Source organism: Oricola cellulosilytica (assembly GCF_019966575.1).
Lineage (GTDB): Bacteria > Pseudomonadota > Alphaproteobacteria > Rhizobiales > Rhizobiaceae > Oricola > Oricola cellulosilytica.
In genome coordinates, this window is the sequence record NZ_JAINFK010000009.1 from 1 (window position 1) to 14,713 (window position 14,713).

Annotated in this window: 21 protein-coding genes; 9 read left to right on the plus strand and 12 right to left on the minus strand. The window is 61.8% G+C overall.

Annotated features, from left to right (window positions below; genetic code table 11):
• Positions 1-178: 178 nt before the first annotated feature.
• The 3 genes from LC298_RS17290 to LC298_RS17300 all read right to left on the minus strand — a co-directional run bounded on the left by LC298_RS17290 (position 179) and on the right by LC298_RS17300 (position 1,524).
• On the minus strand, positions 179-634 hold the full coding sequence (locus tag LC298_RS17290) for a MaoC family dehydratase (protein ID WP_131568769.1): 456 nt from the start codon (positions 632-634) through the stop codon (positions 179-181).
• Positions 635-755: 121 nt separating this feature from the next.
• A complete protein-coding gene (gene yidD, locus LC298_RS17295; RefSeq protein WP_131568868.1) occupies positions 756-1,076 on the minus strand; it encodes a membrane protein insertion efficiency factor YidD in 321 nt (106 codons plus the stop codon).
• A 4-nt stretch (positions 1,077-1,080) separates the two neighbouring features.
• The gene (locus tag LC298_RS17300; RefSeq protein WP_131568767.1) at positions 1,081-1,524 is read right to left on the minus strand and encodes an iron-sulfur cluster assembly scaffold protein; all 444 of its coding nucleotides are present in this window, start codon (positions 1,522-1,524) and stop codon (positions 1,081-1,083) included.
• Positions 1,525-1,724: 200 nt separating this feature from the next.
• Between LC298_RS17300 and folE the strand changes: the two genes are divergently transcribed.
• From folE to LC298_RS17315, 3 genes are all read left to right on the plus strand, one after another.
• Positions 1,725-2,363, plus strand: coding sequence for a GTP cyclohydrolase I FolE (gene folE, locus LC298_RS17305; RefSeq protein WP_131568765.1), 639 nt, complete (start codon positions 1,725-1,727; stop codon positions 2,361-2,363).
• Between the two features lie 31 nt (positions 2,364-2,394).
• Positions 2,395-2,865, plus strand: a complete 471-nt coding sequence (hisI, locus tag LC298_RS17310; RefSeq protein WP_131568763.1) for a phosphoribosyl-AMP cyclohydrolase — start codon at positions 2,395-2,397, stop codon at positions 2,863-2,865.
• 79 nt (positions 2,866-2,944) lie between these two features.
• A complete protein-coding gene (locus LC298_RS17315; RefSeq protein ID WP_131568761.1) occupies positions 2,945-3,925 on the plus strand; it encodes a patatin-like phospholipase family protein in 981 nt (326 codons plus the stop codon).
• A 15-nt stretch (positions 3,926-3,940) separates the two neighbouring features.
• Here the strand turns inward: LC298_RS17315 and LC298_RS17320 are convergent, their stop codons facing one another.
• Together LC298_RS17320 and LC298_RS17325 are read right to left on the minus strand one after the other, a co-directional pair.
• Positions 3,941-4,372, minus strand: coding sequence for a CBS domain-containing protein (locus LC298_RS17320; protein ID WP_131568759.1), 432 nt, complete (start codon positions 4,370-4,372; stop codon positions 3,941-3,943).
• Positions 4,373-4,425: 53 nt separating this feature from the next.
• Positions 4,426-5,187: a rhomboid family intramembrane serine protease gene (locus LC298_RS17325; protein ID WP_131568757.1), complete on the minus strand. Its 762-nt coding sequence runs from the start codon at positions 5,185-5,187 to the stop codon at positions 4,426-4,428.
• 326 nt (positions 5,188-5,513) lie between these two features.
• Here LC298_RS17325 and LC298_RS17330 point away from each other — a divergent pair, with 326 nt between their 5' ends.
• The 3 genes from LC298_RS17330 to LC298_RS17340 all read left to right on the plus strand — a co-directional run bounded on the left by LC298_RS17330 (position 5,514) and on the right by LC298_RS17340 (position 7,795).
• Complete coding sequence (locus tag LC298_RS17330; RefSeq protein ID WP_131568755.1) at positions 5,514-6,161, plus strand: PAS domain-containing protein; 648 nt, start codon at positions 5,514-5,516, stop codon at positions 6,159-6,161.
• A gap of 109 nt (positions 6,162-6,270) precedes the next feature.
• Entirely contained in the window at positions 6,271-6,870 is a 600-nt protein-coding gene (locus LC298_RS17335) for a PilZ domain-containing protein (RefSeq protein ID WP_131568753.1), read from the plus strand.
• 325 nt (positions 6,871-7,195) lie between these two features.
• Positions 7,196-7,795: a transglutaminase-like cysteine peptidase gene (locus tag LC298_RS17340; RefSeq protein WP_131568751.1), complete on the plus strand. Its 600-nt coding sequence runs from the start codon at positions 7,196-7,198 to the stop codon at positions 7,793-7,795.
• A 113-nt stretch (positions 7,796-7,908) separates the two neighbouring features.
• Here LC298_RS17340 and LC298_RS17345 read toward each other — a convergent pair whose 3' ends face one another.
• Together LC298_RS17345 and LC298_RS17350 are read right to left on the minus strand one after the other, a co-directional pair.
• Positions 7,909-8,424, minus strand: a complete 516-nt coding sequence (locus tag LC298_RS17345) for a gamma carbonic anhydrase family protein (RefSeq protein WP_428977556.1) — start codon at positions 8,422-8,424, stop codon at positions 7,909-7,911.
• A 57-nt stretch (positions 8,425-8,481) separates the two neighbouring features.
• Entirely contained in the window at positions 8,482-8,778 is a 297-nt protein-coding gene (locus LC298_RS17350; RefSeq protein WP_131568747.1) for a hypothetical protein, read from the minus strand.
• A gap of 112 nt (positions 8,779-8,890) precedes the next feature.
• On the opposite strand from LC298_RS17350, the gene LC298_RS17355 reads away from it, so the two are divergent.
• Complete coding sequence (locus tag LC298_RS17355) at positions 8,891-9,685, plus strand: hypothetical protein (RefSeq protein WP_131568745.1); 795 nt, start codon at positions 8,891-8,893, stop codon at positions 9,683-9,685.
• Here LC298_RS17355 and LC298_RS17360 read toward each other — a convergent pair.
• The 3 genes from LC298_RS17360 to LC298_RS17370 form a co-directional block, all read right to left on the minus strand.
• On the minus strand, positions 9,640-9,852 hold the full coding sequence (locus LC298_RS17360) for a DUF3126 family protein (RefSeq protein WP_131568743.1): 213 nt from the start codon (positions 9,850-9,852) through the stop codon (positions 9,640-9,642). The genes LC298_RS17355 and LC298_RS17360 overlap by 46 nt on opposite strands.
• Before the next feature lie 104 nt (positions 9,853-9,956).
• Positions 9,957-10,793, minus strand: coding sequence for a serine O-acetyltransferase (gene cysE / locus LC298_RS17365; protein WP_131568740.1), 837 nt, complete (start codon positions 10,791-10,793; stop codon positions 9,957-9,959).
• Positions 10,794-10,895: 102 nt separating this feature from the next.
• Positions 10,896-11,645: an alpha/beta fold hydrolase gene (locus LC298_RS17370; RefSeq protein ID WP_131568738.1), complete on the minus strand. Its 750-nt coding sequence runs from the start codon at positions 11,643-11,645 to the stop codon at positions 10,896-10,898.
• Positions 11,646-11,777: 132 nt separating this feature from the next.
• Here LC298_RS17370 and LC298_RS17375 point away from each other — a divergent pair, with 132 nt between their 5' ends.
• Complete coding sequence (locus LC298_RS17375) at positions 11,778-12,029, plus strand: zinc-finger domain-containing protein (RefSeq protein ID WP_131568736.1); 252 nt, start codon at positions 11,778-11,780, stop codon at positions 12,027-12,029.
• Between the two features lie 12 nt (positions 12,030-12,041).
• A complete protein-coding gene (locus tag LC298_RS17380) occupies positions 12,042-13,223 on the plus strand; it encodes an FAD-dependent oxidoreductase (RefSeq protein ID WP_131568734.1) in 1,182 nt (393 codons plus the stop codon).
• Here LC298_RS17380 and LC298_RS17385 read toward each other — a convergent pair.
• Positions 13,202-13,885: a DUF2459 domain-containing protein gene (locus LC298_RS17385; protein ID WP_131568732.1), complete on the minus strand. Its 684-nt coding sequence runs from the start codon at positions 13,883-13,885 to the stop codon at positions 13,202-13,204. The genes LC298_RS17380 and LC298_RS17385 overlap by 22 nt on opposite strands.
• Before the next feature lie 22 nt (positions 13,886-13,907).
• Positions 13,908-14,708 (minus strand): amino acid ABC transporter ATP-binding protein, encoded by an 801-nt coding sequence (locus LC298_RS17390; protein ID WP_280176620.1) that lies wholly within the window; start codon positions 14,706-14,708, stop codon positions 13,908-13,910.
• Between the last annotated feature and the right edge of the window lie 5 nt (positions 14,709-14,713).

Genomic DNA, 14,713 nt, shown 5'->3' on the forward strand with positions numbered 1-14,713 from the left:
ACCGACCCTTCCCAGTCGAAACCCATTCCCGCCTCCTTCGGCAACAAACACGGGACGGATTATCCGGGAGGTTTCGGAGGTGTGGATAAAAATCGCGCGAAAAAATTCCAATTGTGAATGGAAACAACAGGTTGGCGGGTCGCGGAGAAAAAACTTATCCACACCACCTGACAGCGGGTTACGGCACCATGAGCGGGACGGTGTAGACCATGGCACGGCCTTCAAGGCAGATATCGCCACTGTCGTCCCGGACACTGGTCTCCAGTTCGCAGATCGGCTTGTCAGGACGGACGCTCAGCACCTGAACCCGGCCGGTGATCGTTTCGCCGACTCCGACCGCCTTTCTGAACTTCCAGTTGACCTCGAGAAAGACAGTGCCCGGCCCCGGCAGATCCTCGGCAACGAGCGCGTTGAGAATGCCCGAAGTCACGCCGCCCTGAACGATGAGCTTGCCGAAAATCGATTTCTCGGCGGCCAAGCGGTCGTAGTGGAGCGGGTTCATGTCGCCGGTCATGGCCGAAAAGGCCGATATGTCGTCGAAGCTGGTGGTGCGCGAGCGCTCGGCGGCGGCCCCCACTTCGGGGCGTCCCCGGATCGTTCCGGCCCAGCCGTCCGCCAATGTCTTACCGGTCATCGGCACGTCTCCGGCGCCTCACCGGGAGGGATCCTATCACAGATGGATGGCGGCGGTCTCGCCTATCATTTCCTGCCAAGATACGCAAAAACACGGTCCGCCGGGGCGCCTGCGCCTGGCGCTAACGCAGGTTCTCCGGGACATTGTCGATGCCCGACGTGCCGCCGGGACCGCAGCGCAGCACCCGGCGGAAGGTGAGCCACCCTCCCCACAGCAGTCCATGGCGGGCAATGGCCTCATAACCGTATTCGGAGCAGGTCGGCATGTGCCGGCAGGAATTGCCGATAAAGCCGGACAAGGTGAGCTGATAGAGGCGGATCAGGCCGGTACCGAGCAAACGGCCGGGCGTGCGGGGCCAGTCGCCCTGCCAGTTGCGGCTTCGCGCCGTCGGCGGCGAATTCGGGACACCCCGCCCATGCTGCACCTTGCCGTCCGCGCACATGGCTTCAGGCCGCGCTCGCCCTGCGCGCGGCGATCTGGTCGAGCGCATCAACGACCGCATCGAAAACGAGCATGGTCGACGCATGGCGCGCCTTGTAGTCCTTAACCGGCATCAGGTATTTGAGGTCCAAGAACCGCCCGCCCGGCGCAGGACCATCCGATTTCAGCATGGCGAACATCTCATCTCGCACACTGCGCAACTCCCCGGCACTCGCGCCGACGACATTCGCAGCCATGATGGAGGAGGCCGCCTGACCGAGCGCGCAGGCCTTCACCTCCTGGCCGTAATCGGAGACCGTGTCGCCATCCATCTTCAAGTCGATGGTGACGGTTGACCCGCATAGCTTGGAATGCGCCTTGGCCGACGCGTCGGGATCTTCCAGCCGTTGGGTGCGGCCGATATTTCCCGCATATTCCAGCAGTTTGGCGTTGTATATATCGTCGATCAAGGGTGGCTCCGGCGTCTGTCCGTGCGGCGCGCAATGACAACCGAACGGCGCGTTCATCATCCGAACTGTTTTTTGGCGTCCGGTAACATATATGTTTTAACGCAACGCGAAAACAGGGCATAAGCTGCCTTGCGCGAATGACACGCAAATGGTCCGTTCAACTCGTTCCGGCATAGATCGGAACTACGGGAGACGTCTTCATGGACGCAGTCATCACCTCCTTCGCCAAACGCTCGGAGGAAAACAAACGCCGGGACCTCGAGCGCCCGACACAGGAAGAGGCTGAAGCAGCCGTCCGCACGCTGCTGCTTTGGGCTGGCGACGACCCTGACCGCGAAGGTCTTCTGGAAACACCCGCGCGCGTCGCCAAGGCTTATCAGGAAATGTTTGCCGGATACGGCATGGATCCGGACGAGGTCCTCGGCCGCACGTTCGAGGAAGTCGCGGGGTATGACGACATCGTATTGGTGAAGGACATCGCGTTCCATTCGCACTGCGAGCACCACATGGTGCCGATCATCGGCAAGGCGCATGTCGCCTACCTGCCCGACGGCCGCGTTCTCGGGCTTTCGAAGATCGCCCGGGTCGTCGACATCTACGCGCAACGCTTGCAGACGCAGGAAGCGATGACGGCGCAGATTGCCGGTGCCATCGATGACGCGCTGCAGCCGCGCGGCGTGGCGGTGATGATCGAGGCCGAGCACATGTGCATGGCGATGCGTGGCATTCGGAAACAGGGTTCGACCACGCTGACGACGACCTTCACGGGTGCCTTCCTGGATGACGTGCAGGAGCAGGGGCGCTTCATGTCGATGCTGCGCGGAAGCGGGGCCGCTTGATCGCCGGCCCGCAGCCGCGTAGAGCGGCGGCATGGAAAAATCCCCGAAAAATCCCTTCCCCGCTCCCGGGTCCAAATACGAGCTGGAAACGGGCTCCGTTCTCTCGCCACGGTTTTCCGCCGACGGGCTGATCACGGCCGTGACCGTGGCCGCCGCCGATAACGCCGTGCTGATGGTCGCCCATATGAACGCCGAGGCGCTGCAGCTGACACTCGACACGGGGATCGCGCATTACTGGTCGCGCTCGCGCGGAGAAATCTGGAAGAAGGGCGAAACGTCCGGAAACCGTCAGGCTGTGCGGGAGATCAGCATCGACTGCGATCAGGACGCCGTGGTGCTGAAAGTCGAGACGGCGGGCAACGGCGCCAACTGCCACACCGGCCGGCGAAGCTGCTTTTACCGGATCATCGAGAAAACCGGAACCGGCGGGGCCTCGCTGGCGTTTGACAAGAACGATCAACCGCGCTTCGATCCTGACGAAAGTGATGTGCAAGAGGACTGAGAGGGCAGGTTCACGGATTGGATACCAATTCGACGCACACTTCCAATGGGACAGCCGCAAACGGCTTGGGTGATGCGACATGAACATGACAACTCTCTCCTGGAGGAAATCCATCAAGAAGGCGCCGCCGATCGACCTTGCCGATGAGCTCGACAAGCGCGCGAAGCCGGGAATCGCCGTGGCGCTCGGCGGCGGATCGGCCCGCGGCTGGGCGCATATCGGCGTCTTGCGGGCGCTGGACGAAATGGGCCTCAAGATCGACATGATCGCCGGCACCTCGATCGGCGCGCTGGTCGGCGGATGCTACCTTGCCGGAAAGCTCGACGAACTGGAGCGATTTGCCCGCTCGCTCACGCGCCGGCGGGTGCTCGGCCTCCTCGACATCCAGTTCGCCGGAAGCGGCCTGTTCGGCGGCATGCGCCTCAACCGCGAAATGCAGGAACACATGCGGGACGTGCAAATTGAATCGCTGCCGAAACCTTTCGTGGCAGTTGCCACCGAGATTGCCACGGGACATGAGATCTGGCTGACCCATGGCGAATTGATCGCCGCAATGCGCGCCTCCTATTCGCTGCCGGGAATTTTCGAACCGGTGGACTGCCACGGCAAGATCCTGGTCGATGGCGCGCTGGTCAATCCGGTTCCGGTGTCGGTGTGCCGCGCCTACGAGCAGCCGCGCGTCGTCGCAGTCAATCTCAACTACGACCTGTTCGGGCGTTCGGGCGTGGTCAAGCACGGCGCGCCGCGCGCCGAGATGAACGTCAAAGCGACGGACGACAAGGCCGAACTGGACACCCGCAGGCCGCCCGCGCACCAGGTTCCGACACCGCAGCAGGTGCGTGTCGGAATTACCAGCGTGATGGTTGAATCGTACAACATCATCCAGGACAGGATCTCGCGCGCCCGGCTTGCCGGCGACCCGCCGGACTATGCCCTTCATCCGCGTCTCGCGGATATCGGAATGGCCGAATTTCACAGAGCGTCAGAAGCGATCGACCGCGGATACGAGGCCGCGATGGCGAGAATGACCGACCTGAAACGTATTACGGAACTGGCCTAGAGCCCCTTCCCGCGGTCACGCAGAAGCGATGTAGGACCGAATCTCCTCGGCCTCCCGCTCGATTTCCTGAATGCGCCGCTTGACGATATCGCCGATCGAGACAACGCCGATCAAACGGCCGTCGCGTTCCACCGGCAGGTGACGAAAGCGACCTGTCGTCATCGTTTCCATCAATTCCGGGACCGTCGATTCCTCGGTGCAGGTGCGCACCTTGCTTGTCATCAGTTCCGCAACGGATCTGTCGAGCGCCGCGCGGCCGTGACGGCTGATAGCCCGGACGATGTCGCGTTCAGAAAGGATGCCCTTTACCGCCATATCCGCGTCGGTAACAATCAACGCGCCGACATTGTGCTCCGCGAGGGAACTAAGGGCATCCATGATCGTGGCGTCGGGCCGCAGGGTGAAGACGTCCTGTCCCTTGTCGGCGAGAATATGCTTGACCATCATGGGCGGTTACTCCTGCTTGCTCGTCGCCCACGCAGAATGCTCTGCACGTCCGGCTAATGCAAGAATGGAGTTCCCCTGCTCCGGCGGACGGCCGGATCGAAGAACGGCACGAGCAGGAATCCGGCGATCAATCCCCCGATATGGGCCTCCCAGGCAATTCCGCGGCCCCCAGCCAGCCCAAACAGGTCAGCGCCGATGGCGACATTCATGAAGATCCAGACGAGGAGAAACGGCACGACGCCGCGCTGCGCGAAGGTCTGGCGAACCGAGAGCAGCGGCCCGTCGAAGCCGCGGCGCGGATGGGCGCGGTTGGCGCGAAGTCCGTACCGGGCGGCGGCCCCCATGAAGCCGGAGACAGCGCCGGACGCTCCGAGTACCGGAACGGCGTCACCGAAATAGATCGCCAGATGGGTGGCGGCGGCGAGCGCCGCAGTCACGAGCCAGAACAGCACGCTGCGCGCCCAGCCAATCCGGAAGGCGAGCGGTGAACCGAAAATTGCCAGCCAGATCAGGTTGATAGCAAGGTGCACCCAGTCGCCATGCAGGAATGCGTAGGTGAACGGGGAGAAGATCGTGGGCAGGTCCAGCGTGAACATGCCCGGCATGTAGCGGATCGGGAAGAAGGCCGTGGCGACCAGGAGCCTGGTGTCGGCCGCCTCAGACAAGAGCGAGGTGCGAACAAGGTGGACCGCGATGCAGAGTACCGACAACAGGACGATAGAACCGTGCAGGTTGAAGGCCGGCGCGCGTGCCGGCGGAACATTTCCGCCCTTGGCCGGGCCCTGCGGGGACGAGTGGTCGGGCTGGGTGTTCATCGAACTCCGCACTGATGCGAGGGAAAGGAACGGCGAAGAACCGGATATCGGTCAGAAAAGAGGCCATTCAAGTTCTGACTTGAATGGCCTGCCGGGTCCCAAATCCCATCCCCGAAATTTCTGCGCTGCTGGACCGGAGTTCACTCCGTTGCCGCGACGATGGCAGATCGGCCCCGGCCTGACAATCTAAACCACTCATTAACCTTAACGGCACCCCGGCCCGAACTGGCCCGCCGTCTGCATCGTCCTCCCATGAAAGGGAAATTGGCGACCCTTCGTCCCGTTTCGGGACGCTGGGATTGCATTCGGGGCCGAGGCGTTAAGAAATGCGTCACAAGAATACACTGGAATTGTACCGTTACTGGAACGGGCTTCGCGCCGGGAAGAGCGCGCCCCTGCGTTCGCAGGTCGCCCCGGCCGCGCTCGCCAACATTCTGCCCGCGGTGATGCTGCTGGAATCCACCACGGACGGAGATGCGGTCTTCCGGGTGGCAGGCACACGCGTTTGTGCGATCCCCGGCCGCGAACTGCGTGGCGACCCGCTTAGCGGCATGTTCGACGAAGCCGACCGCAAGACGGTCCGTTCCTTTATCCGGTCGGTGGAGCGGGATCATTCGGTCGCCCTGCTCGACGCACTGGGCGCGGGAGCCAGCGGACGGACGGTGACGTTCGAACTGGCCTTCTTTCCGCTCGCCGGCAGCGACACCAACCTCATCGGGATATGCAACCCGCTTTCACTGCCGATCTGGCTCGGCGCCGAGCGAATTTCTCTCGCCTTGCGTGGGGTGCGAACCATCGACCCTGAGGCGGACCTCGTCTTCCTGCAGAATCGCCCGTCGATCCCCGTCAAGCGCAGCAGACTGGCGGTGGGTGCAGCTCCGGCACCGTCATTGTCGGTAATTGCAGGCGAAGGCGAACGTCGACACAACCGGCCCCTGCACGGGTTTCGCGTCTATGATGGCGGAAAAAAATAGCTTCCCGAAACGTGCGCGTGATCGCGATCCGGAACCGCCGGGGAATAACCGGGCATTAACCAGCCAATCCGTATGCTGCGCAGATATGGCCCCTTAACCGGACGACTCCATGCTTGGCGCACAAGACCCGCACCTCGATCACGACCGCCGACAATTCCAGCGGGTGAAGGTCATCCTGCATGGCCGTCTGATGCTCGCTGATCGCTCTGAGCACCGGTGCCAGGTTAACAACATGTCGCCCGGCAGCGCCTGGGTCGCCACTGAAGGCGCGGCGGAGGTGGGCGAACGAGTGATCGCCTATATCGATCACATCGGCCGGATCGAAGGCACTGTCTCACGACTCATGCCCGAGGGATTCGCCCTCGAACTGAACACGACGCCTCGCAAGAAGGCGAAGCTGGCGGCGCAACTGACCTGGTTCGCCAACAAACGCGAACTCGACCTGCCGGAAGACCGCCGGCACGAGCGCATCGCCCCGCGCAACTCCGCGGGCGTGGTTACGCTCGACGACGGACGGCAATATCGCTGCAGGATCATCGACCTGTCGCTCTCGGGCGCAGCCGTTGAGATCAACGTGCGTCCCGCGATCGGTGCGCAGATCACGCTCGGAAACATGCGGGGCCAGGTGGTCCGTCATTTCGAAGAGGGCATCGCGATCGAGTTCGCCGTCGTTCAGCGGCGCGAGTCGCTCAAAGAGTATCTCGGTTAGCACCACACAAAAAAGCCACGTGCTCCAGACGCCCCGCATCCCGCGGGGCTTTTTTTGCTCGCCTGATGGGCGGGAGAGCCAACCGGCAGTGGCGGCCACAGGCGCGAGAATGAAATTCCAAGATCTTCAGGCGCACCGGCGGACAACCACCGCGATCGGCGACTCTCGCAAACCGCCGAATTGGATCAAATTTTCGGTACATTTTACTCAATCTTTTATAAGTATTGATCTATATTTGATCTTTCTTTGAGCCAAATACAAGTTCATTACTTCGCGATGACTCAAGTATTGTATGCCACTGTTCTCCCATTGGGGAGACGATGGCATGACCACCTTCAAGAAAAAATTCAGTCTTATATCCGCTGCAACCGCCGGGCTTCTTCTGGTTGCCGGTTCAGCACAGGCCTCACCGATGCAAATCGGGAACCTGACCAGCCAGCCGGTCGGTCACTACGAATTCTGTCAACAGGTTCCGCTCGAATGCAATCCAATAACCGGGAAGTCGGCGCCGGGTCGCCTGACCCAGGACACCTGGCGCAAGATGGTGCAGGTCAACGCAACGATCAATCGGGCGATCGCGCCGCGCACCGATAAGGAGATGTGGGGCATCGAGGAGCTCTGGTCCTACCCGCTCAAGTATGGCGACTGTGAGGACTATGTTCTTCTCAAGCGATATGAACTGATAAAGGCAGGCTTCAGCCCTTCAAATCTGCTCATCACAGTCGTTCTGCAACCGAATGGAGAGGGCCATGCGGTACTGACCGTCCGAACCGACAAGGGCGACTTCATCCTCGACAATCTCGTAGGCGAGGTGCTCGACTGGCGCGACACGCGATACCGCTATCTCAAGCGCCAGGCATCAGAACATGCGGGCCGCTGGGTTTCCATTATCGACGAAAGGACAACCGTCGCCCACAATTTCTAACCGTTTCACGGGTTCCCGGTCGGGTCCCCAAACCATCCCATCCCCAACGACCGGGTCCGGAGCCGGCCATCCCAGATGGCCGGCTTCTTTTTTTCCTCAGGGGATGCAGCGTGTCACTCCAGTCCAGCAGCGAAACGCTTCGCGTTGGCGACATAATGCTCCGCCGACATTCGCAAACCCGCGATCGCCGCATCGTCCAGTTCCCGGACCGCGCGCGCCGGCGAGCCGACAATCAGGCTTCCATCAGGAAATTCCTTGCCTTCGGTGACGAGCGCACCCGCTCCGACGAGGGAATTTCTGCCTATTCGGGCGCCATTCATGACAATGGCGCCAATTCCGATCAAGGTGTTGTCGCCGATCGTGCAGCCATGAAGCATCGCCCTGTGGCCGATCGTGCACCCTTCCCCGACCTCCAGCGGAAATCCGGGATCGGTATGGAAAACGCAGTGTTCCTGCACATTGCTCCGCGCACCGATGGTAATGCGTTCGCCGTCGCCGCGCAGGACGCACCCGAACCAGATTCCCGAATCCTCGCCGAGCGTGACCTTGCCGATGACCTTGGCGTCGTCGGCAACGAAAGCCGGACCCGCGCCAAGCCGTTCCGGCGCCACCCCGTCGAGTTTCATCATCGCCATTATCCGGTCCCTCCGTCCAGCATGATATTCACGCTGTCATGCGGAGGTTCCCTACAGCAAGAGGGCGCTTCCGCTTTCCACCGCGACAATGCCGAGAGCAACCGTCCACACGGACAAGATTACTGCCGTGCCAGCCGCCATTGCTGGCCCGATGCCCGACTTTTCGCGCACGGCCCGATCGAAAACCCGAACGACAAGGACAGGCCCGGCACAGCAATAGGCGAGGAAAGCACCTGTAACCCCAAGTGCTTCCACCGTGCGCCGGTCGAAATCCAGAGCCAGACCAGCGATTTCCGATGCCAAAAACCAGGAAGAGAGCGCAACGGCTGCGCCCGTCAAGATAACCAAGAACCACGCCATAACTCACCTGCTTAACGGATTATTCACCCTAACGATATCCAGTGATGCATAATGGATGCCAGATCTGGTGTGCCGTTATGGGTCGATGGAGCGGATGAAAATGGCAAATGCTGCGGCAGCGGCCGACCAAGAGTTCAATTTCGAGCGCGGGCTGCCGATTTTTGCCTACCGGATCCTCGCGGGCCTCGCCGTTCTGACGTTCTTGTCGATCGCCATTGTCGTTGCCGGCAAATATTACGGCTCAACACTGATCCTGGCCGGTCACACGGCGTCACGGGAACCTTTCGAAATCATCATCGGAAATGACACCGTTTCGGTGCCAGCAAACATGATCCGCAAAAAGGAGCAGCGCGCCAACGGCCCCGCCGCCTCGCTGGATCTCTACATGTATTGGCCGACACGTTCGGGTTTCGAGCGCGACCTTGCGCCTGCCTTTAACGACATCGCACCCGAGACGAATGCCATCATTTTCGTAACATTAGTCCCGAGAACTACCCTGCACGACATGACCGGGCGGTTCGATGCCGTCTACCGCAAGATCATGACTGGCCCCGCAACCAGCTTCGGCGCGGGTCTCGAGGGCAAATTGTTGTCACGCGACCACGGCTATATCGGCGAACATCTCGTCTATGGTCCCTCCGACACGGGGACGGAAGGCCGGTTCGTGGCGAGGTGCCAGGACGCAACCACGCTGGAAAAGACCCTGCTCGCGCCATGCGAAACGGATATTCACCTCGGCGAAACCCTGACCGCACGGATACGGTTTCCCGGGCGGCTGCTCGCAGAATGGAAGGACCTGAATCGCGCGCTTCCGAGAGTTCTTTCGGGAATGCTGGTGAAAAGTGAGGATCAGTCCTCGAGGTCAAAATCCAGGATCGACATCGAGAGATCGTAGGAAACCTCACCTTCGTCCTCGATCTTGGTCACAATGCCGAGGAATTCATCGCCGGCGTAAAGTTCGGCGGAGTCGGCAATGCGTGGACGCGCCTTTACTGCAAGCGTCTGATTTTCAAAGGTTTTGCGAAAAAATCGCGTGAGTTGCGACAGTTCTTCGGATGTCACCTAGAGCCCCTCTGTTCGTATCTGTCTTTCGGATCGCATGCGCCGAGCCAAATCATGATTGCCCGATACGCGCAAGGCGCGTGTCGCCAGCGCAATCAGAAAAATCACTCATCCCCGGCAGGGCGGGCGCCGATCAGCTGATCCATCGCGCGCGAGGGCTCACTGCAGCCGGAATCGCCGACCACCCTCGCCGGGACGCCGGCAACCGTCTTCATTTGCGGGACCGCGTCCAATACGACCGAACCTGCGGCGACCTTGCTGCACTTGCCGACGACAATGTTGCCGAGAATCTTGGCTCCGGCGCCGATCAATACTCCGTCGGCGATTTTCGGATGCCGGTCGCTGCCCTCCTTTCCGGTTCCGCCAAGGGTCACCGAGTGAAGGATCGAGACATTGTCGCCGATGACGGCGGTCTCGCCCACAACCAGACCCGTTGCGTGATCGAGGAAAATCCCCTTCCCTATCCGGGCCGCCGGATTGATGTCCGTCTGGAAAACCGAGGATGACCGGCTCTGAAGGTAGAACGCGAAGTCGCGTCTTCCGGCGGTGTAGAGCCAGTGCGCGAGACGATGAGTCTGGATGGCGTGAAAACCCTTGAAGTAAAGCAGGGGCTCGAGAAAACGCGTGCATGCAGGGTCGCGGTCAAAGACGGCCTGGAGATCGACACGGACGACCGCGCCCCAGGACGGATCATCGTCCAGCATCGCCCTGAAGGCCTGGCGGATGAGATCGGATCGCAGGTCCGGATGATCGAGACGCTCCGAAATACGGTGAATTATGGCATCCTCGAGCGTCGACTGGTTGAGAATCGTCGACAACATGAACGCTCCGAGCGCCCTGTCGTTGCCGATGGCCGCCTCCGCCTCGCGCCGCACTTCCCGCCAGATCGGATCAACTGTCTCCAGCGGTGCGGGAGTCGGTGTTCCCAAGTGTTGCGGCATGATATTCTCCGTCTGCCGGTTCGGTCATCGGCCTAACATAGGGCATTAGGGGTTCGATTTAAATGAATCCCCGCCAACGGCCGCAATTTGCGCGCCGGGCGCTCAGCCCAGAAACTCCAGGACACCCTTCTTGAAGACCCGGTCGCCAACGGCAAGCATGTGATCGCGATTCGGAATATCGAGCACACGGGCATCGCGCATGAGCCGGGCGAGTTCCCCCGCCGAGCCGGCAATATCGTCGCGCGTGCCGATCGCGATCAGTGCCGGCGCGTCGATGCTGCCGACCTGCTCTTCCGTTAATTTCTTGCGGGACGTGCGGATGCAGGCGGCAAGCGCGACGCGATCGCTGCCGGTCTGGTCGGCGAACGCGCGAAACATGCGACCGCGTGGATGGGTGACGTCGTCGATGGACTCGGCGAGCAACGCATCCGCGATGCCTTCCCATCCGCCCAGACCCTCGACCATTCCGATGCCAAGCCCGCCCAAGACCACCGAGCGCACCATTTCCGGCGACTGCAATGCCAGAAACGCGGAAATCCGGGCGCCCATCGAATAGCCCATCACGTGAGCGCTGGCGATCTCCAGATGGCGCAGCAGCGCGGCCGCGTCGCCGGCCATTTTCTCCGGCACATAGGCTGCCCCGTCGTGCGGCTTGTCGCTCTCCCCGTGTCCGCGATTGTCGAACGCAATTACCCGGTAGCCGGCTTCGCCAAGCGTCTTGACCCAACCCGGCCCGATCCAGTTGACCGTCTTGCTGGAGGCAAAGCCGTGAATGAGAAGCACAGGCGCGCCGGCCGGGTCGCCCTCGTCCAGATAGGAGAGGGTCAGGTTCTCGTTCTCAAATGAGGGCATGGCGGATACCCGGACGTGCTGCGCCGCGAACGGCATTTTTGGTCAGCGCTGGCTACCAATTCCGGCCGCGAGGCGCTAGACCGATCTCGCGGCGGACCGCGCCGTATCTCAGTTGTCTTCACGGGAATTACAATGGCAGGCCATCCGACACCCCACTTCCACAACGATGCCGGGCACGCGAAGATCGAGATCGGCGTAAAGGAGTTCATGTGCGTCGGCGCGAATCCACCCTTCGATCACCCACATGTCTTTCTCGACATGGGCGACGACAGCGAGAAGGTCTGCCCGTATTGCTCCACGCTGTACGTGTACAACGCCGCACTCGGCGCGTTCGAAACAAAACCCGAGGGCTGTGCTTACCATGCCACCACGACCTGGGCCTGACGCGGCCTTCTTTTGGGCGAACACCAAGACATCCTGATCGCCGGCGCGGGGATCGCCGGCCTCACAACCGCATTGGCGCTAGCGCAGCGCGGTCTCGCGGTGACCGTTGTCGACTCCTTCGAGAAGCCGTCCGAGGTGGGCGCCGGTTTGCAGCTCGCGCCCAACGCGTCGCGGCTGCTCGCGAAGCTCGGCGTGCTCGACGCCCTTGCCGGACGCGCTATCGCGCCTGAAGCGATCCGGCTCGGCAATGCGGCAAGCGGCGAGATACTCCTCGACATGCCGATCACGACCGCGTGGCTGGAACGGATGGGCGCGCCCTATCTGACCGCGCAGCGCGCCGCACTGCACGGCGTTCTCTACGATGCGGCCATTGCAGATCCGGCGATCACGCTGAAGACCGGACATCGGCTGACCGGCGGCAAGGAGAACGGCGGACGGATCGAGCTTGCGCTCGAAACCGGTGACGGTGAAAGGGCGATCACTACCGGAATTCTCATCGGCGCTGATGGAATATGGTCGCGGGCCCGCGAACTGGTCCGCGGTTCCGCCCGCCCTCGCCCGACCGGACGCATCGCCTGGCGCGCCACGGGGCCCGCCACCGGCGGCGCGGCCGCGCGTGTCACCGCATGGATGGCGCCGAACAGCCACATCATCACCTACCCGGTCCGCAACATGTCGACGGTGAACATCGTCGCCATCACATCGGGCAATGCGGGTCCGCAAAGCTGGGACCAACAGGCGGATGCAAAGGCACTGCAGCGGCTCATCGAAGGCGAAAGCACGGTTATCGATCCAATCGCGCTGAAGAGGGCGGACTGGACGATGTGGCCGCTCTACCGAATGGACCCATCGGCGGCCTGGCATAGTGAGCGGGTGCTGCTGATCGGTGACGCGGCGCACGGAATGGAGCCGTTTGCCGCCCAGGGCGCGGCCATGGCGATCGAGGATGGATACGCCGCGGCGGCTTGCCTTGCGGAACATACCAGTGACCCTGGCCAGGCGTTCGAGCGCTTCATGGCGATGCGCATCGACCGAATCCGGCGTGTTGCGCGCCGCACTTCCCTTAACCGCTGGACCTACCACCAGTCCGGCCCCGGACGCTGGGCGCGCGACCGGCTGATGCGCCTGCGCTCCGGCGAAGCATTCCTCAGGGATCTGGACTGGCTGTATGGCTACTGCATGGACGGGGTCTGAGTTGCGGTCCTCTCAAGCCCGAATTCGAGTGACTGGGCAAACGGCGTCCAAAGACCCACGCCGATTCCAGTCGCGCGGAGTTGCTCGCCGGTCCAGACATTGCACGCCCGCCACGGCGAGAACCTGCCACTGCCAAGATAGAACCGGTCTCCGAACCCCTGGGTGATATCGGGGATGATTTGCGCGTTCTCGCCGAACGCCTCGCGGATGCGCTCCAGCAAGGCTGCATAGGCGTCGCCCGTCAGATCGTAAGCGTAGACGCCGGGGCCGACCTCAAGGTCCTTGAGCGGCAGAACATGCATCACCGTTTCGTCGAAGGCCAAGGCGCGCAGCGCGATTCCGATAGACAGGTCGCTTAGTTCACGCAGGCTGGTGTAGGCGGTGCGAGAACCCCATCCGAACGCCCAATATCGCACGCGTTCGATCTCGACCGGATAATCGGATCCGTTCAAGCCAAGGCTCCCGAGCGTCTCGCCGCCGTCCGCAGGCAGTGCGATGTCGGAATGAAACCCGTTGGACAAGACATAAATGCGCACCACCTCCCCGCCGGGTCGCCCGTCTACCGATGATGAGGCGGCGGGAACCGGGATGGCGCCGGCGATCACGACCGCGACGAACAGGGCAAGCACCGCAACAAGCACGCCAAACGTACGCCGAAGCATCAACCGGGCTGATCCGAAGGCGTCAGTGAAGAATCTGGCTGAGGAACAGCTTGGTGCGCTCGTGCTGCGGATTGTCAAAGAACTGGTCCGGTTCGTTCTGCTCGACGATCTGGCCCTGATCCATGAAGATAACGCGATTGGCGACCTGGCGCGCAAACCCCATCTCGTGGGTCACGCAGACCATCGTCATGCCTTCCTCGGCCAGGCTCACCATGGTGTCGAGCACTTCCTTGATCATCTCCGGGTCGAGCGCGGAGGTCGGCTCGTCGAACAGCATGATGCGCGGGTTCATGCACAGCGACCGCGCGATCGCGACGCGCTGCTGCTGGCCGCCAGAGAGCTGCCCCGGATATTTGTGCGCCTGTTCGGGAATCTTGACGCGCGTGAGGAAGTGCATCGCCCGCTCCTCCGCCTCCTTCTTGGGCATCTTGCGGACCCAGATCGGCGCCAGCGTGCAGTTTTCCAGGATGGTCAGGTGCGGAAACAGATTGAAGTGTTGGAAGACCATGCCGACTTCGCGACGAATTTCGTCGATCTTCTTGAGATCGTTAGTCAATTCGATCCCGTCGACGATTATCTTGCCCTTCTGGTGCTCCTCCAGGCGGTTGACGCAGCGGATCAGCGTCGACTTGCCCGAGCCCGACGGCCCGCAGACCACGATCCGCTCGCCACGCATCACCTTGAGATTGATGTCGCGCAGCACGTGAAAATCACCGTACCATTTGTGCATGCCGATGATCTCGACGGCGACCTCGGTTTCCGAGACCTTCATCTTGCTGCGGTCGGCGTGGATATCCTCCGCGGTGACGGCGTTTTCTGTCATGATTT